This is a genomic window from Streptomyces katrae, assembly GCF_002028425.1.
GTDB lineage: Bacteria > Actinomycetota > Actinomycetes > Streptomycetales > Streptomycetaceae > Streptomyces > Streptomyces katrae_A.
Map to the genome: position 1 here is coordinate 1,668,891 of NZ_CP020042.1, position 19,245 is coordinate 1,688,135.

At 73.9% G+C, this 19,245-nt stretch carries 20 protein-coding genes; 6 read left to right on the plus strand and 14 right to left on the minus strand.

Going from position 1 to position 19,245, the window contains the following annotated elements; translation table 11 throughout:
• Nucleotides 1-24: 24 nt before the first annotated feature.
• From B4U46_RS07620 to infC, 4 genes are all read right to left on the minus strand, one after another.
• Nucleotides 25-882: a TrmH family RNA methyltransferase gene (locus tag B4U46_RS07620; RefSeq protein ID WP_079425208.1), complete on the minus strand. Its 858-nt coding sequence runs from the start codon at nt 880-882 to the stop codon at nt 25-27.
• Between the two features lie 135 nt (nt 883-1,017).
• Complete coding sequence (gene rplT / locus B4U46_RS07625) at nt 1,018-1,404, minus strand: 50S ribosomal protein L20 (protein ID WP_079425210.1); 387 nt, start codon at nt 1,402-1,404, stop codon at nt 1,018-1,020.
• Nucleotides 1,405-1,505: 101 nt separating this feature from the next.
• Complete coding sequence (rpmI, locus tag B4U46_RS07630; protein ID WP_030387121.1) at nt 1,506-1,700, minus strand: 50S ribosomal protein L35; 195 nt, start codon at nt 1,698-1,700, stop codon at nt 1,506-1,508.
• A 102-nt stretch (nt 1,701-1,802) separates the two neighbouring features.
• The gene (infC, locus tag B4U46_RS07635; RefSeq protein ID WP_079425212.1) at nt 1,803-2,516 is read right to left on the minus strand and encodes a translation initiation factor IF-3; all 714 of its coding nucleotides are present in this window, start codon (nt 2,514-2,516) and stop codon (nt 1,803-1,805) included.
• 325 nt (nt 2,517-2,841) lie between these two features.
• Between infC and B4U46_RS07640 the strand changes: the two genes are divergently transcribed.
• Entirely contained in the window at nt 2,842-3,207 is a 366-nt protein-coding gene (locus B4U46_RS07640) for a DUF1844 domain-containing protein (protein ID WP_079425214.1), read from the plus strand.
• Between the two features lie 91 nt (nt 3,208-3,298).
• Here B4U46_RS07640 and B4U46_RS07645 read toward each other — a convergent pair whose 3' ends face one another.
• From B4U46_RS07645 to B4U46_RS07655, 3 genes are all read right to left on the minus strand, one after another.
• Nucleotides 3,299-4,039 carry an SseB family protein gene (locus tag B4U46_RS07645; protein WP_079425216.1) on the minus strand — a complete coding sequence of 247 codons (741 nt, stop codon included), beginning with the start codon at nt 4,037-4,039 and terminating at the stop codon, nt 3,299-3,301.
• A 12-nt stretch (nt 4,040-4,051) separates the two neighbouring features.
• Complete coding sequence (mycP, locus tag B4U46_RS07650) at nt 4,052-5,203, minus strand: type VII secretion-associated serine protease mycosin (RefSeq protein WP_420543153.1); 1,152 nt, start codon at nt 5,201-5,203, stop codon at nt 4,052-4,054.
• A gap of 106 nt (nt 5,204-5,309) precedes the next feature.
• Nucleotides 5,310-6,131, minus strand: a complete 822-nt coding sequence (locus B4U46_RS07655; RefSeq protein WP_185117255.1) for a hypothetical protein — start codon at nt 6,129-6,131, stop codon at nt 5,310-5,312.
• 129 nt (nt 6,132-6,260) lie between these two features.
• Between B4U46_RS07655 and B4U46_RS07660 the strand changes: the two genes are divergently transcribed.
• A complete protein-coding gene (locus B4U46_RS07660) occupies nt 6,261-7,454 on the plus strand; it encodes an amino acid deaminase/aldolase (RefSeq protein ID WP_079425220.1) in 1,194 nt (397 codons plus the stop codon).
• 13 nt (nt 7,455-7,467) lie between these two features.
• On the opposite strand, the gene B4U46_RS07665 is transcribed toward B4U46_RS07660, so the two are convergent.
• From B4U46_RS07665 to B4U46_RS07680, 4 genes are all read right to left on the minus strand, one after another.
• Nucleotides 7,468-8,799: a haloacid dehalogenase-like hydrolase gene (locus tag B4U46_RS07665; protein ID WP_272482318.1), complete on the minus strand. Its 1,332-nt coding sequence runs from the start codon at nt 8,797-8,799 to the stop codon at nt 7,468-7,470.
• Between the two features lie 64 nt (nt 8,800-8,863).
• Complete coding sequence (locus B4U46_RS07670) at nt 8,864-9,655, minus strand: 3-oxoacyl-ACP reductase (protein WP_079425222.1); 792 nt, start codon at nt 9,653-9,655, stop codon at nt 8,864-8,866.
• Between the two features lie 5 nt (nt 9,656-9,660).
• On the minus strand, nt 9,661-11,040 hold the full coding sequence (locus B4U46_RS07675; protein ID WP_079425224.1) for an aldehyde dehydrogenase family protein: 1,380 nt from the start codon (nt 11,038-11,040) through the stop codon (nt 9,661-9,663).
• A gap of 41 nt (nt 11,041-11,081) precedes the next feature.
• Complete coding sequence (locus tag B4U46_RS07680; RefSeq protein ID WP_079425226.1) at nt 11,082-12,446, minus strand: glutamine synthetase family protein; 1,365 nt, start codon at nt 12,444-12,446, stop codon at nt 11,082-11,084.
• 77 nt (nt 12,447-12,523) lie between these two features.
• Here B4U46_RS07680 and B4U46_RS07685 point away from each other — a divergent pair, with 77 nt between their 5' ends.
• From B4U46_RS07685 to B4U46_RS07695, 3 genes are all read left to right on the plus strand, one after another.
• Nucleotides 12,524-13,270: a FadR/GntR family transcriptional regulator gene (locus B4U46_RS07685; protein ID WP_079425228.1), complete on the plus strand. Its 747-nt coding sequence runs from the start codon at nt 12,524-12,526 to the stop codon at nt 13,268-13,270.
• A 124-nt stretch (nt 13,271-13,394) separates the two neighbouring features.
• Nucleotides 13,395-14,852, plus strand: a complete 1,458-nt coding sequence (gene eat, locus B4U46_RS07690; protein ID WP_079425230.1) for an ethanolamine permease — start codon at nt 13,395-13,397, stop codon at nt 14,850-14,852.
• Between the two features lie 53 nt (nt 14,853-14,905).
• Complete coding sequence (locus tag B4U46_RS07695) at nt 14,906-15,613, plus strand: gamma-glutamyl-gamma-aminobutyrate hydrolase family protein (RefSeq protein ID WP_079425232.1); 708 nt, start codon at nt 14,906-14,908, stop codon at nt 15,611-15,613.
• A gap of 176 nt (nt 15,614-15,789) precedes the next feature.
• Here the strand turns inward: B4U46_RS07695 and B4U46_RS07700 are convergent, their stop codons facing one another.
• On the minus strand, nt 15,790-16,713 hold the full coding sequence (locus B4U46_RS07700; RefSeq protein WP_079425234.1) for a LysR family transcriptional regulator: 924 nt from the start codon (nt 16,711-16,713) through the stop codon (nt 15,790-15,792).
• Nucleotides 16,714-16,783: 70 nt separating this feature from the next.
• Here B4U46_RS07700 and B4U46_RS07705 point away from each other — a divergent pair, with 70 nt between their 5' ends.
• The gene (locus tag B4U46_RS07705; protein ID WP_079425236.1) at nt 16,784-17,908 is read left to right on the plus strand and encodes a TDT family transporter; all 1,125 of its coding nucleotides are present in this window, start codon (nt 16,784-16,786) and stop codon (nt 17,906-17,908) included.
• Here the strand turns inward: B4U46_RS07705 and B4U46_RS07710 are convergent.
• Nucleotides 17,877-18,608, minus strand: coding sequence for a helical backbone metal receptor (locus B4U46_RS07710; protein WP_079425238.1), 732 nt, complete (start codon nt 18,606-18,608; stop codon nt 17,877-17,879). The two genes, B4U46_RS07705 and B4U46_RS07710, sit on opposite strands and share 32 nt — an antisense overlap.
• Before the next feature lie 4 nt (nt 18,609-18,612).
• Nucleotides 18,613-19,161 carry a helix-turn-helix domain-containing protein gene (locus B4U46_RS07715; protein ID WP_237293290.1) on the minus strand — a complete coding sequence of 183 codons (549 nt, stop codon included), beginning with the start codon at nt 19,159-19,161 and terminating at the stop codon, nt 18,613-18,615.
• Nucleotides 19,162-19,245 lie beyond the last annotated feature (84 nt).

Genomic DNA, 19,245 nt, shown 5'->3' on the forward strand with positions numbered 1-19,245 from the left:
GTGGGCCCCCGGACGGCCACATTACTAGCTGGGGGTCACGGAGCGGCACCCTCCGGGCGCCCGCTGTGCACGCGCGGACGCGTAGAGGCACACGGCGGCGGCGGTGGCGAGGTTCAGGCTCTCGGCCTTGCCGTGGATCGGGACCCGCACGACGGCGTCCGCGAGCGCCCGGGTCTCCTCGGGCAGGCCCCAGGCCTCGTTGCCGAAGACCCAGGCCGACGGGCCGCCCATGGTGCCGGCGTCCAGTTCGGCGTCGAGGTCGTCCTGTCCGGCGCCGTCGGCCGCGAGGATCCGTACGCCCGCCGCCCGCAGCCCCGCCACGGCCTGCTCGACGGGGACGCCGACGGCCACGGGGAGGTGGAAGAGGGAGCCCACGGAGGCGCGGACGGACTTGGGGTTGTAGAGGTCGACCGAGGCGTCGGTCAGCACCACCGCGTCGGCGCCCGCGGCGTCCGCGCAGCGCAGGACGGTGCCGGCGTTCCCGGGGTCACGGACGTGCGCGAGGACGGCGACCAGCTGGGGACCGGACTTCAGGATCTCCTCGAAGGGCGAGTCCAGGAAGTGGCAGACGCCGACGAGCCCCTGCGGGGTGACGGTCTGCGAGACCTCCGCGAGCACCTCGTCCGAGGCGTGGTGCACCCGCGCGCCGCCCAGCAGCGCGGCCTCGACGATGTCGGGGTAGCGCTCGGCGGCCTCGACGGTGGCGAACAGCTCGATCAGGGTGGCGCCCTGGGAACCGCGGTGCGCGACCGCCTCGCGGACGGCCTGGGGGCCCTCGGCGAGGAACCGGCGCTCCTTGGTGCGGAAGTTGCGCCGCGCCAGCCGCCGTGCGGCGGCCACCCGCGGGGATCGGGGGGAGATCAGCTCGGCGGGGGTGGGCATGCTCTCAGGGTTCTCTCTCGGGTGGTCCGGTGCGCGGCCGGGGCCGTGCGGGGCGGGGCGAACGCACACGGACCCGCAGGCGAGCGCCTGCGGGTCCGTGGGTGCCGGCCCCAGTCCATCGGGCCGGCGAATGCCTTACGCGGCGGCCTTGGGCGCGTTCACGTCGGCCGGGAGGGCCTTCTGCGCGACCTCGACGAGCGCGGCGAACGCGTTGGCGTCGTTGACGGCCAGCTCGGCCAGCATCTTGCGGTCCACCTCGATGTTGGCGGCCTTCAGACCCTGGATGAGGCGGTTGTACGTCATGCCGTTCTGGCGGGCAGCGGCGTTGATGCGCTGGATCCACAGCTGACGGAAGTCGCCCTTGCGCTTCTTGCGGTCGTTGAAGTTGTAGACCAGCGAGTGGGTGACCTGCTCCTTGGCCTTGCGGTACAGGCGCGAACGCTGACCGCGGTAGCCGGAGGCCGCCTCGAGGATCGCCCGGCGCTTCTTGTGGGCGTTTACTGCCCGCTTGACGCGTGCCACTTTTTAACTCCTTGTAGCGGGGCCGTGGTTGTCTTCACACGGCCCGAATTCGATGGGGTCCCGGTCTCGACGTCCCGCCCCCGCAGAGGGGCGGAAGGACGTCACTTGCCGAGAAGCTTCTTGATCTTCGCGGCGTCGCCGGGGGCCATCTCCGCGGTACCGGTCAGGCGGCGGGTGACACGGGACGACTTGTGCTCGAGCAGGTGGCGCTTGCCGGCGCGCTCACGGAGCACCTTGCCGGAGCCGGTGATCTTGAAGCGCTTCTTGGAACCGCTGTGCGTCTTGTTCTTCGGCATAGCGCCGTTATCTCCTCGTCGGTGGCGCTCCCACCGGTCCTCGCGGACCGGCTGGCGGGAGCGTCATGTTGTGTGGGTGATCCGAGACGGGCTGCCCCGGAATCAGGCCTCGGCGTTCGCCTCGGCAGAGCCGTCGGCGGCGACCTCGGGGGACTCCACCTCGGCGGACTCCGCCTCAGCGGCCTCCGCGTCGGCCGGAGCGGCCTCGGCGGCGGCACCACCCTGACGCTCGGCCTTGCGGGCGGCCTGCGCCTCGCGGGCTTCGGCCATCGCCTCGGTCTTCTTCTTGTGCGGACCGAGAACCATGATCATGTTCCGGCCGTCCTGCTTCGGGTTCGACTCGATGAAGCCGAGGTCCTGGACGTCCTCCGCGAGACGCTGCAGCAGTCGGTAGCCGAGCTCCGGCCGGGACTGCTCGCGACCACGGAACATGATCGTGATCTTGACCTTGTCGCCCTGCTTGAGGAACCGAACGACGTGACCCTTCTTGGTGTCATAGTCGTGCGGGTCGATCTTCGGCCGGAGCTTCATCTCCTTGATGACCGTGTGCGCCTGGTTCTTGCGCGCCTCACGGGCCTTCATGGCCGACTCGTATTTGAACTTGCCGTAGTCCATGAGCTTGCAGACCGGCGGACGCGCGGAGGCGGCGACCTCGACCAGGTCCAGGTCGTATTCCTGCGCGAGCTCAAGCGCCTTCGCAAGCGGGACGATGCCCACCTGTTCGCCGCTGGGACCGACGAGTCGCACCTCAGGGACGCGAATCCGATCGTTGATGCGGGGCTCGGTGCTGATGGATCCTCCTCGGTAGCACCACACGGCTGCCTGGCAGACAACCGCTGACGTCTTGTGTCGTCAGACCTCAACCGCGGCGGAGAATGAAAAATGCCCCGCCGGGCACAGGCAGGGGCTCCAAAACAACCGGAGCACCGCCGCGTGCGAACCGCGGGGCGCAACTCGGCGGCCTTCCATCGTCCGTACGGAACGATGGATACCGCCTGACCGGATGACCCGCCTCCCCGGAGGGCGGTCGGGTGGGAGATCGGAGCCTCCACTTGTGGGCCGGGCACATACGTGTCCGGCCGGTCGCTGTCCATACTACCCCACGCCAGGCAAGGCCGCCGCACGACCTATCGTGGAGCGCATGACTGACGCGACGCCCTCCGATTCCACCACTCCCGACTACGACGAGATGACCCGCGACATCGCGGACGTCCCGGCCGTCGAGGTCATCACCACGGTGGCCGTCCACCTGCTGAGCGCCGCGGCGGTCAACCTGGGCCTGGACAAGCCGGACTCCGAGCACAAGGACCTCGACGAGGCCCGCAAGCTGATCACCGCCCTGGCCGGCCTGGTCTCCGCCAGCGCCACCGAGATCAGCTCCTTCCACGCGGCCCCGCTGCGCGACGGCCTGAAGTCGCTCCAGCTGGCCTTCCGCGAGGCCTCGATCGTCCCGGACGAGCCGGGCCAGGGCCCCGGCGAGAAGTTCACCGGCCCGGTCTACGCCTGAGCCTCCGCCCGCTGACCGCTGATTCCGTTTACTCAGGCCGAAGGGCCGTCCGCGACCTCGCGGACGGCCCTTCGGCCTGAGTACGCGCTCCTCAGCGCGTGAAGAGCGGCTCGCCCGGCGGGACCGGGGCGCCGGCCGGCAGCAGGGCCAGGTCCAGGCCGCGCACGAGGCGCCCGCGCAGGGTCTCGTCCGCGGCGATGGCCTCGGCCACCCGGCGGGCGGCGGGGGCGACCGGCGCCCCCTCGGCCAGCACGATGGCGAGGGTGCCGTCGGCGGCGTCCCCGCCGGGGCCGAGGTGGGCGCGGAGCACCGCCGGCTCGGCGGCCACCGCGGCCCGTACCGCCGCGCGCACGGCCGGGTCGGCCAGCGGGTCGGCGTCGGTGCGCCCCTCGGCCAGCGCGAGCAGCGCGGAGCCGGTCAGCTGGTAGGGGACGGGGCCGGCCAGGTCGAGGACGATCGTGTCCGCCTTCTCGTGCGCGGCGGCGGCCAGGGCCTGGTGCAGCGGGACCGCCACCGGGCGGGCGGCCGGGTCCCACAGGGCCAGCGAGGCGAGGGAGGTGAACGCGGGCAGCGCCCTGCGGTGGCCGGCGGTGAGGGTGGGGACGGCCATGTCGCTGGTCTTCTCGCGCTTCAGGCCCGTCGCGGGGTCCGTCTCGACCTCGCCGAGCACCGCCACGACGGGCACCAGCAGGCGGGCGTCCTTCAGGGCCGCCAGCAGCTCGGGCTCGCGTCCCCGGTCCTCGGCCCAGGCGGCCAGGGCCGCGCTCAGCCGGGGGTCGGCGGTGCCGTCGTCGTCGGAGAAACCGGGGTCTGGAATGTTCTTGGTCGCCACAATGACCCGACCCTATCCCGCCGGGGGCGGGGCCTGGCCCGCGGCGTCCCGCCGTGCGGCGCGCGGGCGCCGGGCCAGCACGGCGGCCAGCACCAGCAGCGCCGCTCCCCCGGCGGCGGCCGCCGGGGCGGTCCGCCGGGAGCGGTGCTCGCTCGCGCGGACCGGATCGGGTCCGGTGCCGAAGAACCGCTGCCCGGCCGGGACGGCGACCGGCGCCGGGGCCTCGGGGCGCAGCCCCGCGGCGGCCTGGAGGGCGGCGACGGGGTCCACCGTGCCGTGGCCGCGGGCGTCGTCACGGCCGCCGGGCGGGCGGGCCGTGGCGGTGTCCTCCAGCAGCTTCTTGATCTGCGCCGGGGACAGGCCGGGGTGGGCCGCCTTGACGAGGGCCACGGTGCCGGAGACGAAGGCCGCGGCGGCGCTGGTGCCCCAGCCCTCGTAATAGGCCCGGTCGGGGTCGGCGAGGACCACGTCGACGCCGGGGGCGCTGACCGTGGCGTACCAGTGGCTGGTGGAGAAGGGGGCCCGGCGGCCCTGGCGGTCCACGGCGGCGACCGCGATGACCCCGGGGTAGGCGGCGGGGTAGGAGGTGTGGTCCCCGCGTTCCCCGCCGTTGCCGACGGAGGCGACGACGACCACGCCCTTGCCGAGGGCGTACTGCACGGCCTCGTCCTCGGCGGACTCGTGGTGGGCGGTGTCGCTGTCGTCGCCGAGCGACATGTTGATCACGTCGGCGCCGTGGTCGGCGGCCCAGCGGATGCCTTCGGCAAGGGCACCGGTCTTGCTGTCACGGGCCTTGGCCCGGCCCGGGTCGGCCTCCTCCAGGATCACCCGGACCGGCAGGATCCGGGCGTGCGGGGCGATGCCGAGGACGCCCTGGCTCCGGGCCGGGCCGTGCCCGTGGCCCGCGATGATGCCGGCCATGGCGGTGCCGTGGCGGGCCCAGGCGCGGTCGCCGCGGCCCGCGCCCATGCCGACGAGGTCGGTGCCGTCGAGGACCTGGCCGTCGAGGTCGGGGTGGCTGGAGTCGACGCCGGTGTCGAGGACGGCGACGGTGATCCCGTCGCCCTGGGTGATGCCCCAGGCCTCCTCGGCGCGCAGGGCGAGGAGGCCCCACTGGCGGTCGCGGATGGTGTCGGCGGCCGCGGCCGGGGCGGCGACGGCCACGAGCAGCGCGGCCAGGGCCGTGGCGGCCCCGGCCCCGCGCAGGGCGGCCTTCCGCGACGCCGCTGCCGCCGCCCGGGGCGTGCCGGGGCGTGGCCGGGGGTGGGGGTCATCGGGAGGGCTCCTGGCGCGGGCGTTGTACGGCGGCCGCCTGTGCGGGCTCGGTGGGGCGGGGTGCGGCGAGGGCGCCGAGGGTGCGTTCGACGCGGACCGCGAGGGCCTTGGCCTCGTGGCCCAGGCCCGCTTCGGCGACGGTGCCGGTGGCGCTCTGCGCGGCGGCCGCCTCGGCCGGGACGGGGGCGTCCATGGTGCGGCCGTCGGCGAAGGCGGAGACGGCGTAGACCACGGCGGGTGCCTCGGCGACGACGCCGGCCGTCCAGGCGGCGCGGCGGGAGTCGGCGTACCCGTAGGCGGGCGGGGCGGAGAGGTGGCCGCGCAGGCCGTCCATGGTGCGGGCGTCGGCGGGGGTGAAGACGAGGCCGACGGTGATCAGGCTGCTGCGGGTGGAGTCCGTGTAGGTGGCGCGGAGCACCCGGGTGCATCCGGTGGCGGTGAGCGCGGCGCGCCAGTCGGCGGGGAGGACGGCGGCGCAGTCGGCGTCGGGCGCGACGGCGATCCGGGTCCAGGTGCGGCTCGCGCCGCCGGGGCCGGCCTCGCGGTCCTCCAGTACGGGAGGGAGCAGGCCGTCCACGGGCGCCGTGTGCCAGAGGGCGGCGGCCTTGCGGTAGGCGGCGTCGGGGGGCAGCGCGTGGTGGTCGGCGCGGTACTGGCTCCAGGTGGTGACGGCGCCTCCGGCGAGGAGGGCGGAGCCGAGCAGGGCGCTGAGGACGGCGGCGGTGACGCGGGCCGGATGGCGGCGGGGCAGGGGGGCCGGCGGCGGCTGCTGCCAGGGGTCGTCCAGGACCTCGGTCCGCGGTGTCGTCGTGGTCATGCGGCGGCTCCGCCCCCCGTTCCGTACGGCTGCCTGCCCGTACTCTACGGGGCCGCCGCCCCGGCCGGGCCGGGGCGGGGTCGGCGCGACCCCTACCCGTCGGTACGGCGGTCTGGCAAGCTGCGGCCCATGACTTCGGACCGGGCCCGGTACGACCGGGCGACCGCGCATCTCGACGCGCCCCTGGCCATCGTGGACCTGGACGCCTTCGACGCGAACGCCGACGACCTGGTGCGCAGGGCGGGCGGGAAGCCGGTCCGGGTGGCCAGCAAGTCCGTGCGGTGCCGGGCGCTGCTCGAACGGGTCCTGGCCCGGCCGGGGTTCGCGGGGATCATGTCGTACACGCTGGCCGAGTCGCTGTGGCTGGCGCGGTCCGGGTTCGAGGACGTGCTGCTCGCCTATCCGTCCGCGGACCGGGCCGCGTTCGCGGAGCTGGCCGGGGACCCGAAGCTCGCGGCCGCCGTCACCGTGATGGTCGACGATCCCGCGCAGCTGGACCTGATCGAGCGGTCGCGGGCCGGCGGGGCCGAGGAGCTCCGGGTCTGCCTGGAACTGGACACCTCGCTGCGGCTGCTGGGCGGCCGGGTACGGGTCGGGGCGCGGCGCTCGCCGCTGCGCGAGCCGGGGCAGCTGGCGGAGCTGGCGCGGGCGGTGGCCTCCCGGCCGGGGTTCCGGGTGGTGGGGCTGATGGCGTACGAGGGGCACGTGGCAGGGGTCGGGGACGCGGTGGCCGGGCGTCCGGTGCGCTCGCGGATGATCCGGCTGATGCAGGGCGCGGCCCGCAGGGAGCTGGCGGCGCGGCGGGGCGAGGTGGTGCGGGCCGTGCGGTCGGTGGTGGCGGACCTGGAGTTCGTCAACGGCGGTGGTACGGGGAGCGTGGCGGAGACGGCCGCCGAGGAGGCGGTGACGGAGATCGCGGCCGGTTCGGGGCTGTACGTGCCGAGGCTGTTCGACAACTACACCTCGTTCCGGGGGCGTCCGGCGGCGCTGTTCGCGCAGCCGGTGGTGCGCCGGCCGGGGGTGGGGGTGGTGACCGTGCTGGGCGGCGGCTATCCGGCCTCGGGTGCGGCGGGGGCCGACCGGCTCCCGGTGCCGTACCTGCCCGCGGGGCTGCGCTACGACCCGCAGGAAGGGGCCGGCGAGGTGCAGACCCCGCTGCTGGGGAGCCCGGCCGACGACCTGCTGATCGGCGACCGGGTCTGGTTCCGGCACGCGAAGGCCGGGGAGCTGTGCGAGCGGTTCGACACCCTGCACCTGGTGGAGGGCGACCGGGTTTCCGCGTCCGTCCCGACCTACCGGGGCGAGGGGCTGACCTTCCTCTAGAGGACCGTGTCCGCTAGAAGACGGTGTCCGCCTGGTCGGGGATGACGCTGGTGTCGGCCCGGCGGACGGGGGCCGGGGTGCCGTCGTGGCCGGTGTAGCCGGTGGTGGAGCAGGGGTAGGGGGTCGTCTTCTGCTTCTTCGGCTCGATGAACATGGGGTTCACGATCCACTTGCCGTCGCTGTTGTCGTAGGCGCGGCACATCAGTTCGTTCTTGTTGCGGTTGACCACCAGGCGCAGGGCGGTGGCGTCGCGCAGGAAGGTGACGTCGGTGTCGGAGTCGCCGGCGGCGAAGACCTGGCGGCGGGCGGCCGGCTGGACCTTCTCGGCGGCCGGGCCCCGGACGCCGAAGACCTCCTTGTTGATCCAGCAGCGCTTGCCGTCCACGTAGGTGATCATCGTGTCGGCGCCGTCGGCGACGGATCCGCAGCCCTGGAGGTGGGTGGTCAGCTTCCCGTCCCGGGTGGTGTTGCGGATGCCGATGACGTGGTCGGCGCCGACGCCGACGCCCCGGGCCCAGACCTCCACGACGGGCTGGGGTGAGGCGGAGCTGATCCAGACGTCGAAGCCGGCGCGCTGGAGGTTCTTGACGAGGTCGCGCTGCTGGTCGTAGTAGCGGACCCAGCCGGTGACGGAGCCGGTGCCGACCTGCTGCCTGGCGCCGATGGGGGCGGCGAGGTTCTCGGTGCGGGCGGCGGCGGCGAAGCCGCGGACCTGGCCCGGGGTCCAGCCCTGGAGGAGCTGGGGCAGCCAGGCGTAGGCGGGTTCGATGGTGCGGCGGTCCCAGCCGGCGAAGGCGGCGGCGCCGGTGCGGGTGGCGGAGGTGCCGTAGACGGCGCCCAGCTCGTCGGCGCAGGCCGCGCCCTCGGGGGTGCCGGTGGGCAGGGGGTGCCGGGGCGGGCGAGGGGGCCGCAGGCGGTGGTGAGGGCCTGTGCGGCGGCGGGGGTGAGGTAGCGGCTGGTGGTCTTCCAGTCGGCGGGCTGGCGGATCTTGCCGTTGCGCAGGAGCCAGAACATGGTGGCGTCGCCGACGTCGTTCTTGACGACGGTGTTGTCCCAGTCGAAGACGGCGACGGGCTTTTTGCGGCCGGGCCGGTAGGGGTTGCAGCTGCCGTACTGGTCGATGAGCTGCTGGAGACGGGCCTGGTTGTCGCCGTACCAGCCGGCGGCGAGCTCGGGGGTGGTGCAGGCCGGGTGTGCGGCCTGGGCGGGGGCGGCCGCGGTGAGGGTGGCGGCGGCCATCGCGGCGGCGGCGCCGGCCGCCTGGAGCCTGCGCCGGGTGCTGGGTCGGGTCACGGGGGTGTTCGCTCCTGGTTCTCGTACAAGATCGTCGGGGACGGTAGAGCACGACAGCCGGGCGTCGTGCGACGCCCGGCTGTCGTGGGGGTGGGGCCCAGGTGAACGTCGGGTGTTTACAGGGGCGTCACGTACGCGCCGGAGATGCCGCCGTCGACCAGGAAGTCGGTGGCGTTGATGAAGGAGGAGTCGTCGCTGGCGAGGAAGGCGACGGCGGCGGCGATCTCGGTGGGTTCGGCGAAACGGCCGAGCGGGATGTGCACCAGGCGGCGGGCGGCCCGTTCGGGGTCCTTGGCGAACAGCTCCTGGAGCAGCGGGGTGTTGACGGGTCCCGGGCACAGGGCGTTGACGCGGATGCCCTCGCGGGCGAACTGGACGCCGAGTTCGCGGGACATGGCCAGGACCCCGCCCTTGGAGGCGGTGTAGGAGATCTGGGAGGTGGCGGCGCCCATGATGGCCACGAAGGAGGCGGTGTTGATGATGGAGCCGCGGCCCTGGCGCTGCATGTAGGGGAGGGCGGCCTTGCAGCAGAGGTAGACGGAGGTGAGGTTGACGTCCTGGACGCGGCGCCAGGCGTCGAGCTCGGTGGTGAGGATGGAGTCGTCGTCCGGGGGCGAGATGCCCGCGTTGTTGAAGGCGATGTCGACGGAGCCGTAGGTGTCGAAGGCCGTCTTGAACAGGGCGTCGACCTGTTCCTTGTCGGTGACGTCGACCTGGACGAAGGTGCCGCCGACCTCTTCTGCGGCGGCCTTTCCGGCGATGGGGTCGATGTCCGCGCAGACGACGTTCGCGCCCTCGGAGGCCAGGCGGCGGGCGGTGGCGAGGCCGATGCCGCTGCCGGCTCCGGTGATGACGGCGGTGCGGCCGACCAGGCGGCGGCAGACGATCTCTTCGGTGCGGTCGGTCATGGGGTTCAGGCCTCCGTGCTGATGAAGACGTTCTTGGTCTCGGTGAATGCGGTGAGGGCGTCGGGTCCGAGCTCGCGGCCGAGTCCGGACTGCTTGTATCCGCCGAAGGGGGTCCAGTAGCGGACGCTGCTGTGGGAGTTGACGGAGAGGTTGCCGGCCCGGACGGCGCGCGAGACGCGCAGGGCGCGGCCGACGTCGCGGGTCCAGAGGGAGCCGGAGAGGCCGTACTCGGTCGCGTTGGCCAGGCGTACGGCGTCTTCCTCGTCCTCGAACGGGAGGAGGACGGCGACCGGTCCGAAGACTTCCTCGGCGGCCACGGGCGCGGTGGGGTCGACCTCCGTGACGAGGGTCGGCGGGTACCAGAAGCCGGGGCCCTCGGGGGCGGTGCCGCGGACGGCCTTGAGGTCGCCGGTGACGTAGGCGCGGACGCGCTCCAGCTGGGCCGCGGAGACGAGCGGGCCCATCTGGGTCTTCTCGTCGAGCGGGTCGCCGACGACCACCGAGGTGAGGGCGGGGGTGACCAGGTCGAGGAAGCGGTCGTAGACGGAGCGCTGGACGAGGATCCGGGTGCGGGCGCAGCAGTCCTGGCCGGTGTTGTCGAGGTAGGCCATGGGGGCGGCGGCGGCCGCCGTTTCGAGGTCGGCGTCGGCGAAGACGATGTTGGGGCTCTTGCCGCCGAGTTCGAGGGTGACCCGCTTCACCCGGTCGGCGCACTTGGACATGATCTGCTTGCCGACCCGGGTGGAGCCGGTGAAGACGATCTTCGCGATGCCGGGGTGTTCGACGAGGGCGTCGCCGGTGACCGCTCCGTGGCCGGGGAGCACCTGGAAGAGGTGTTCGGGGATCCCGGCTTCGAGGGCGAGTTCGGCGAGGCGCAGGGCGGTGAGGGGGGTGGTTTCGGCGGGCTTGAGGATGACGGCGTTGCCGGCGGCGAGGGCGGGTGCCAGGCCCCAGGCGGCGATCGGCATGGGGAAGTTCCAGGGGGCGATCACGCCGATGACGCCGAGGGGTTCGAGGAAGGTGACGTCGATGCCTCCCGCGACGGGGATCTGGCGTCCGCTGAGGCGTTCGACTCCGCCGGCCGCGTAGTCGAGCAGGTCGCGGACGTTGCCCGCCTCCCAGCGGGCGTTGCCGAGGGTGTGGCCGGCTTCGCGGACCTCCAGCCGGGCCAGTTCCTCCAGGTGGCCGTCGACGACCGCGGCGAAGCGGCGCAGGAGCCGGGCCCGGTCGGCGGGGGCGGCGGCGGCCCAGCCGCGCTGGGCGGCGGTGGCGCGTGCGACGGCACTGTCGACGTCGTCCCGTGTGGCGGCCGGGACGGTGGCGACGAGTTCCTCGGTGGCCGGGTTGAGCACCCTCAGGTGGGAGGGGTCCAGCGCTTCGGACACGTGGTGCCTTTCTGGGACGGGTGCGGTGCGGAGCGGGACGGTCAGAGGCGTTCGAAGGAGCGGCGGCGTTCCCAGTCGGTGACCGCGGAGTCGTAGGCGTCGAGTTCGACGCGGGCCATGTTGCGGTAGTGGGCGACGACTTCGGGGCCGAACGCGGCCTTGGCGATCTCGCTGTTCTCCCAGAGTTCCGCGGCCTCGCGCAGGGTGGTGGGGACGTGGGCGAAGTCGGCGGTGTAGGCGTTGCCGGTGCAGGCCTCGGGGAGTTCGAGGCGGTTCTCGACGCCGTAGAGGCCGGCCGCGACCAGGCCGGCGACGGCGAGGTAGGGGTTGACGTCGCCGCCGGGGAGGCGGTTCTCGAAGCGCATGGAGCGGCCGTGGCCGACCACGCGCAGGGCGCAGGTGCGGTTGTCGACGCCCCAGGCGACGGCGGTGGGCGCGAAGGATCCCGGGCGGAAACGCTTGTACGAGTTGATGTTGGGGGCGTAGAGAAGGGAGAAGTCGCGCAGCGCCGCCAGCTGGCCGGCCAGGAAGTGCCGCATGAGCGGTGACATGCCGCCCGGTCCGTCCCCGGCCATGGCGTTGCGTCCGTCGGTGTCGGTGAGCGAGAGGTGGATGTGGCAGGAGTTGCCCTCGCGCTCGTCGAACTTGGCCATGAAGGTGAGCGAGACGCCTTCCTGGGAGGCGATCTCCTTGGCGCCGGTCTTGTAGACGGAGTGCTGGTCGCAGGTGGTGAGCGCCTCGTCGTAGCGGAAGGCGATCTCGTGCTGGCCGAGGTTGCACTCGCCCTTGGCGGACTCGACGGTCAGTCCGGCGGTCTGCATCTCGTTGCGGATGCGGCGCAGCAGGGGTTCGATGCGGCCGGTGCCGAGGACGGAGTAGTCGATGTTGTACTGGTTGGCGGGGGTCAGGGCGCGGTAGTCGGCGTTCCAGGCCTGTTCGTAGGTGTCCTGGAAGACCATGAACTCCAGCTCGGTGCCGACCATGGCGGTGTAGCCGTGTTCGGCGAGGCGCTCCAGCTGGCGGCGCAGGATCTGGCGGGGCGCGGCGACGACCGGCGTGCCGTCGTGCCAGGCGAGGTCCGCGAGGACGAACGCGCTGCCGGGGTTCCAGGGGATGCGGCGGAGGGTGGCGAGGTCGGGGTGCATGGCGAAGTCGCCGTAGCCCCGGTCCCAGGAGGACATCTCGTAGCCGTCGACGGTGTTCATGTCGGTGTCGACGGCGAGGAGGTAGTTGCAGCCCTCGGTGCCGTGGTCGAGTACCTCGTCGAGGAAGAACTGTGCGGCGAACCGCTTGCCCTGAAGTCGTCCCTGCATGTCGGGAAAGGCGAGGACGACGGTGTCGATCTCGCCGCCTGCGACGAGGGCGCGAAGCTCCTCGGGCGCGAGCGGCGGCTTGCGGTCTACCACGGGGATCTCTCCTTCGGTGAGCCGAGAAGGCCTAAGGTATTGAACAGAACCATTGCTTGGGAAGGGGAGGAACGGAGATGACCGACACGGCGGGCGACGGGGGCGCGATCGCGCGGCTCAATCCCGTGCTGCGGCAGGTCCGGGCGGGCAACGGTTTCGAGGAGGCGCTGGAGCAGATCCTCCAGGTGGTCCGGCTGGGTCTGGTGCCGGGCGGGGAACGGCTGCCGCCGGAGCGGGAGTTGGCGGAGCGGATGGGGATCAGCCGGGTCACCCTGCGCGAGGTGCTGAAGGTGCTCCAGGACCAGGGCCTGGTCGAGGCCCGGCGCGGCCGGTACGGGGGCACGTTCGTGCTGGCCCGCCCCGACACCCCGGCCGGCGGGGCCGAGGAGGAGCTGCGGCGGCGCGTGGCGGGGGTGGACATCGAGGACGTGCTGCGCTTCCGCGAGGTGCTGGAGGTCGGCGCGGCCGGGCTGTGCGCCTCGCAGGGGCTGCCCGAGGAGGGCGGCGAACGGCTGCTCGCCGCCCTGGCCGCCACGCACGACGCCCCGCTGGCCGAGTACCGCCGCCAGGACACCCTCTTCCACCTGACCCTGTGCGAACTGGCCGGCTCGGCCAGCCTGACGGCCCAGTACGCGGCCGTCCGGGCCCGGGTCAACGACCTGCTGGACTGCATCCCGCTGCTGGTGCGCAACCTGGAGCACTCCCAGCAGCAGCACAGCGCCCTGGTGGAGGCGGTGCTGGAACGCGACGCGGAGGCGGCGCGGGCGGTGATGCGCGAGCACTGCTGCGGTACGGCGGCCCTGCTGCGCGGATTCCTGGCCTGAGGGGGCGGGGCGGTTGAGGCGGGAGAGGTTTTCGTAACCCCTGTTTAACGCAGGGGTCTTGCGCGCTCCCCGCCCTTGACGCAAAGGTACGCAGCGAAACCTTTCCCCCTGGGCAGGAGCGCACATGGCCGAAGACCTTTCCACCGCGCCCGCATCACCCGCCGTCGGGGACACCGACGCCGAGTACCTCCAGCGCCGGACCCTGCGCCGCGGCAGCGCCGGCTGGCTGCTGCTGACCGGGCTCGGCGTCGCCTACGTCGTCTCCGGGGACTACTCCGGCTGGAACGTGGGCCTGTCCAAGGGCGGCTTCGGCGGCCTGGCCGTCGCCACGGTGCTCATGGGCGCCATGTACGCCTGCCTGGTCTTCTCCCTCGCCGAACTGTCCACCATCCTGCCCACGGCGGGCGGTGGTTACGGCTTCGCCCGCCGCGCGCTGGGCCCCTGGGGCGGCTTCCTGACCGGTACCGCCATCCTCATCGAGTACGTCCTGGCCCCGGCGGCGATCGTCATCTTCATCGGCGACTACGTCGAATCCCTGGGCCTGTTCGGGCTGACCTCCAGCTGGCCGGTCTACCTCGGCTGCTTCGTCGTCTTCATCGGCGTCCACCTGTGGGGCGTGGGCGAGGCCCTGCGCTTCAGCCTCGTCGTCACCGCCATCGCCGTGGCCGCCCTGCTGGTCTTCGCCGCCGGCGCGCTGACCGGCTTCGACGCGGCCTCCCTCGACAACATCCCGGTGGACACCGGTGCGTTCGGCTCCGGCTCCTGGCTGCCGTTCGGCGTCCTCGGCATCTGGGCCGCGTTCCCCTTCGGCATGTGGTTCTTCCTCGGCGTCGAGGGCGTCCCGCTGGCGGCGGAGGAGGCCAAGGACCCGGTCCGCTCCATGCCGAAGGCCCTGGCCATCTCCATGGGCATCCTCGCGCTCCTCGCCCTGGTCACCTTCGTCGCCGCCACCGGCGCGCAGGGCGCCGACGCCGTGAAGTCCGCGGGCAACCCCCTGGTCGTGGCCCTGGAGGGGGACGGCGGCCCGACCGCGCTGAGCCGCTTCGTCAACTACGCGGGCCTCGCCGGCCTCGTCGCCTCCTTCTTCTCCCTCATCTACGCGGGCTCCCGCCAGCTGTTCGCCCTCTCCCGGGCCGGATACCTGCCGCGCTTCCTTTCCCTCACCTCCCGGCGCAAGGCGCCGTACCTCGGACTGGTGATCCCCGGCGCGATCGGTTTCGCCCTCGCGGCGGCCACCGGCAACGGGGCGCGGATGCTGAACGTCGCGGTGTTCGGGGCGACCATCTCCTACGCCCTGATGGCCCTCTCCCACATCGTGCTGCGCCGCCGCGAACCCGGCCTGGAACGGCCGTACCGCACCCCCGGAGGGGTCCTGACCTCGTCCGTCGCCTTCGTCCTCGCCCTTTCGGCGCTGGTCGCCACCTTCCTGGTGGACGTCGACGCGGCGCTCATCGCCCTCGCCGTGTACGCCGTCGCCCTCGCCTACTTCGCCTTCTACAGCCGCCACCGGCTCGTGGCCTCCGCGCCCGAGGAGGAGTTCGCCGCGCTTGCGGAAGCCGAGGCGGAGTTGACCAGAGACTGAAATCCTGCTCCCGCACCCTGCTCCGCTTCCGGCACCACCCTGGAGGTAACACCGTGCCCAGGCCGCTCATCGGCATCACGACCTACGTGGAGGCGTCCACCCGCTACGGGGTGTGGGACCTTCCGACGTCCCTCGTCCCGTCCGGCTACTACGAACTGGTCCAGGCGGCGGGCGGCGCGGCCGTCCTGCTGCCGCCCGACGACGCGGAGCGGGCGGCGGAGGTGCTGGGACGGCTCGACGGGCTCGTCGTCTCCGGCGGCCCGGACGTGGACCCCCTGCGGTACGGGGCCGAGCGCGACCCCCGTACGGGCGCACCCGCGACGGTCCGCGACGAGTGGGAACTGGCCCTGCTCCGGGCCGCCCTGGCCGACGGGGTGCCGCTCCTGGGCATCTGCCGCGGCATGCAGGCGCTGAACGTGGCCCTGGGCGGCACGCTGATCCAGCACATCGACGGCCACGTCGACACCCCCGGGGTCACCTCCTGGCACCCCGTCACCCCGGTGCCCGGCACCCGGTACGCGGAGCTGGTCCCGGAGGTCGCGGAGGTCCCGACGTACCACCACCAGGCGGTGGACCGCCTCGGCCGGGGGCTGGTCGTCTCGGCGTACGCGCAGGACGGCACGGTCGAGGCCATCGAGGACCCCGACCGGTCGAAGTGGGTCGTGGGCGTGCAGTGGCACCCCGAGCGGGACAAGGACACCCGGGTGATGGCCTCCCTGGTCGAGGCGGCCGCCGACCGCCGGCCGGTCCCGGTGGCCTGACCCCGCCCCACCCCCGCGGGCCCCGGCGCCCCCTCCCCGCGCCGGGGCCCGCGCATCCGCCCGCCTGCCGGTGCGGCCGGCGCCGGAGTCGAGCGGCCGGCGGGCGGGCCCGGGCCGCCCTCCGCCGCGAGGCGTGGGGCCGCCCCGTCGCCCCGTCGCATCGTCGCCCGGGCGGCCTACGGGCGGCGGCGGGTCAGTGACAGGAGGTCCCGCGCCGGGCCCGCCGGGCGGGCCCCCGACGGCCAGACGGCGCGCAGCGCCCGGGCGAGCGCGGCGCCCGGAACCGGGACCTCGACCAGCCGGCGGGCCGCGAGTTCGTCGCCCAGCGCCAGCTCCGACAGGACGCACGGCCCCGCACCGCTCAGCGCGGCCGCCTTCACGGCGGTGGTGGAGGCGAGCTCCAGCAGCGGGGCCGCCACCCCGCCCGAGGGGGCCAGCGCGGCGTCGAGGACCTGCCGGGTGCCCGAGCCGCGCTCCCGCAGGATCAGCGCCGTCGACGCCAGTTCCCCCGCCGCCACCCCCTTCGAGCGCCGCGCCCAGGGGTGCCCCGGTGCCACCGCCACCACCAGGCGGTCCTGGGCGATGACCGCCGAGTCCAGGCCGTCGGGGACGCTGAGCCCCTCCACGAAGCCGAGGTCGGCCTCGTGGGTCAGCACCCGCTGGGCCACGTCCGCCGAGTTCCCGGCGTGCAGGGACACCGCCGTGTCGGGCCGCTCGCCGCGCAGGGCGATCAGCCAGCCCGGCAGCAGGTACTCGGCGATGGTCATGCTGGCGGCCACCCGCAGCCGCGAGTCCCGCCGCCCGCGCAACGCCTGCGCGCCCGCGTCGAAGGCCTCGGCCGCCTCCACCACCCGCCGGGCCCAGTCCGTGACCAGCGCGCCCTCCGCCGTCAGCGTCGAGCCGCGCGGGGAGCGGTCCACCAAGGCGACCCCCAGCCGGGTCTCCATCGCCCGGATCCGGCTGCTCGCCGCCGGCTGCGTGATGCCCAGGCGGCGCGCCGCACGGCTCAGGCTGCCGACCCGCGCCACCGTGAGCAGCAGCTCCAGTGCGCCCAGGTCCGGCACCCGGTGTGCGAGCGGAACCATCTCCTCGTTACCCATAACATCAGTTTATGGCCTGATAGACACGCGGCCTCTGCCGGACGGCCCCGGCGGACGGGACGCTGGACCCATGGCCACCACCACCGTGCGACCCCGCACCGTCATCAACAGCGCACCCCGGACCCACAAGGCCCCCGCGCTGCGCCACCTCGGCCCCAACTGGTACGCCTCCGTCATGGGTACGGCGATCATCGCGAACGCCGGGGCCACCCTCCCCTACCAGCTCCCGGGCCAGCGCGTGGCCTGCCAGCTCGTCTGGGCGCTGTCCGCCGCGGCCCTCGCCGTCCTGCTCGCCGCCCGCGCCGGGCACTGGCTCCACCACCGCGACCAGGCCCGCGCCCACCTCCTCGACCCGGCCGTCGCCCCCTTCTACGGATGTCTGGCGATGGCCCTGCTGGCGGTCGGCGGCGGCACGCTCATCGTCGGCAAGGACCTGATCGGGACCGGCGCCGCCGTCGCCGTGGACACCGTCCTGTTCACCGCCGGCACCCTGACCGGCCTGGTGATGGCCGTGGTGGTGCCCTACCTGATGGTGGTCCGGCACAAGGTCGAGGCCTCGCAGGCCACCCCCGTGTGGCTGCTGCCCGTGGTCTCCCCCATGGTCTCCGCCGCCGTCGGTCCCCTGCTGGTCCCCCACCTGCCCGCCGGCCAGCCCCGCGAGGCCCTGCTGCTGGCCTGCTACGCCATGTTCGGCGTGAGCCTCATGGCCACCCTGCTGCTGCTCCCCCTGGTCTTCGGCCGGCTGATCGTGAGCGGACCCCTGCCCCTGGCGCTGACCCCGGCCCTGTTCCTGGTCCTCGGCCCCCTCGGCCAGTCGACCACCGCCGTCAACCAGCTCGCCGACGTGGCCCCCGGCGCCATCGGCGCCCCCTACGCCCAGGCCCTCGGCGCCTTCGCCGTCGTCTACGGAGTGCCCGTGATGGGCTTCGCCCTGCTGTGGCTGGCCCTGGCCGCCTCGATGCTGGTCCGCGCCGCCCGCGGCGGCATGGGCTTCGCGATGACCTGGTGGGCACTGACCTTCCCCGTCGGCACCTGCGTGACCGGCGCCGCCGGGCTGGCCCGGCACACCGGGCTGGACGCCTTCGCCTGGCTGGCCGCCGCCCTGTTCCTGGGCCTGGTCACCGCCTGGCTGCCGGCCGCCGTCCACACCCTGCGCGGCCTCTTCAGCGGCCGGCTGCTGCCGAAGACCGCCTGAGCGCCGCCCCCAGGACGGCCGGCGCCTGCGCCAGCGAAGGCCCGTACCAGGTGAGGTGACGGCCGCTGACCAGCGCGGCCCGGAGGCCCGGAAAGGCCTCCGGGCCGTCCTGCGCGGTGAAGGCGTAGGGCTCGTCGGGGAGCACCACCAGATCGCAGCCGCTCGCCGTCAGCTCGGCGAGCGGCACCTTCGGATACCGCTCCGGGTGCCCGGCGTACACGTTGCGGACCCCCAGCCGGGCGAGCAGGTCGCCCGCGAAGGTGTCCCGGCCCAGCACCATCCACGGTCGGCGCCACACCGGCACGAAGGCCGTGAAGGAGCCCGCGGGCTCCACCCCGGACCAGACCTCTTCGGCACGGTCCAGCCACTCGGGCCGCTCCAGCCCCAGCGCCCCCACCAGCAGCCGGTCCAGCTCGGAGAAGGCCTGCGGCAGGTCGCGGACCTCGGTGACCAGCACCTCCAGACCGGCCGCGCGCAGCGCCGCCAGGTCGGGGGCCCGGTTCTCCTCCTCGTTGGCGATCACCAGGTCCGGGCGCAGCCGTACGATCGCCCCCACGTCGGGGTTCTTCGTCCCCCCGATCCGTACCGCCTCCCCCAGGTCCGCCGGGTGCGTGCACCAGTCCGTGACCCCGACGAGCCGCCCCGGCGCCGACACGGCGACCGCCTCCGTGAGGGAGGGCACGAGCGAGACGACGCGCACCGGCTCAGTGCTCCGGGGACGGCGGCTCGGAGGTGGCGTGGATGTGCTCTCCGACGGCCACGACGAGGAGCCGGGTGTCCTCGCTCGTGGCCCGCCAGCGGTGGCGCACCCCGCCGGACAGGAACAGCGCGTCCCCCTCCTCCAGCCGGTACGCCCGCCCCTCGGCCTCCACCTGGCAGGCCCCCGCGACCACGTACATCAGCTCGTCGTTGCGGTGCTGGTACTCGCGGCCGGCGTCCTGGTCGCCGCTGAACTCCAGCGCGTGCAGCTGGTGGTGGCCCCGTACGAGGGGGCGCACTCCGCCCACCGGCCCGAGCCCGGAGTCGTCGCCGGCCCGCACCAGGTCCACCGTGCGGGCCGTGTCGGAGGCGGCGAGCAGGTCGACCGCCGTGGTCTCCAGGGCGTCCGCGACCCGCTCCAGCGAGCGCATGCTGGGGCGGGCGCGCTCGTTCTCTATCTGGCTGAGGAAGGGCACGGACAGCCCGCTGCGCGCCGACACCGCGGCCAGCGTGAGGTGGAGCGCCCGGCGCCGTTTGCGCACCGCGACGCCCACCCGCAGCGGCTGCTCCTTGGCGTCCTTCTCCTTGTCGTTCACGTCGGGGCCGCCCGCCCGGGCGAAGCCGTACTCCGTGCCGTC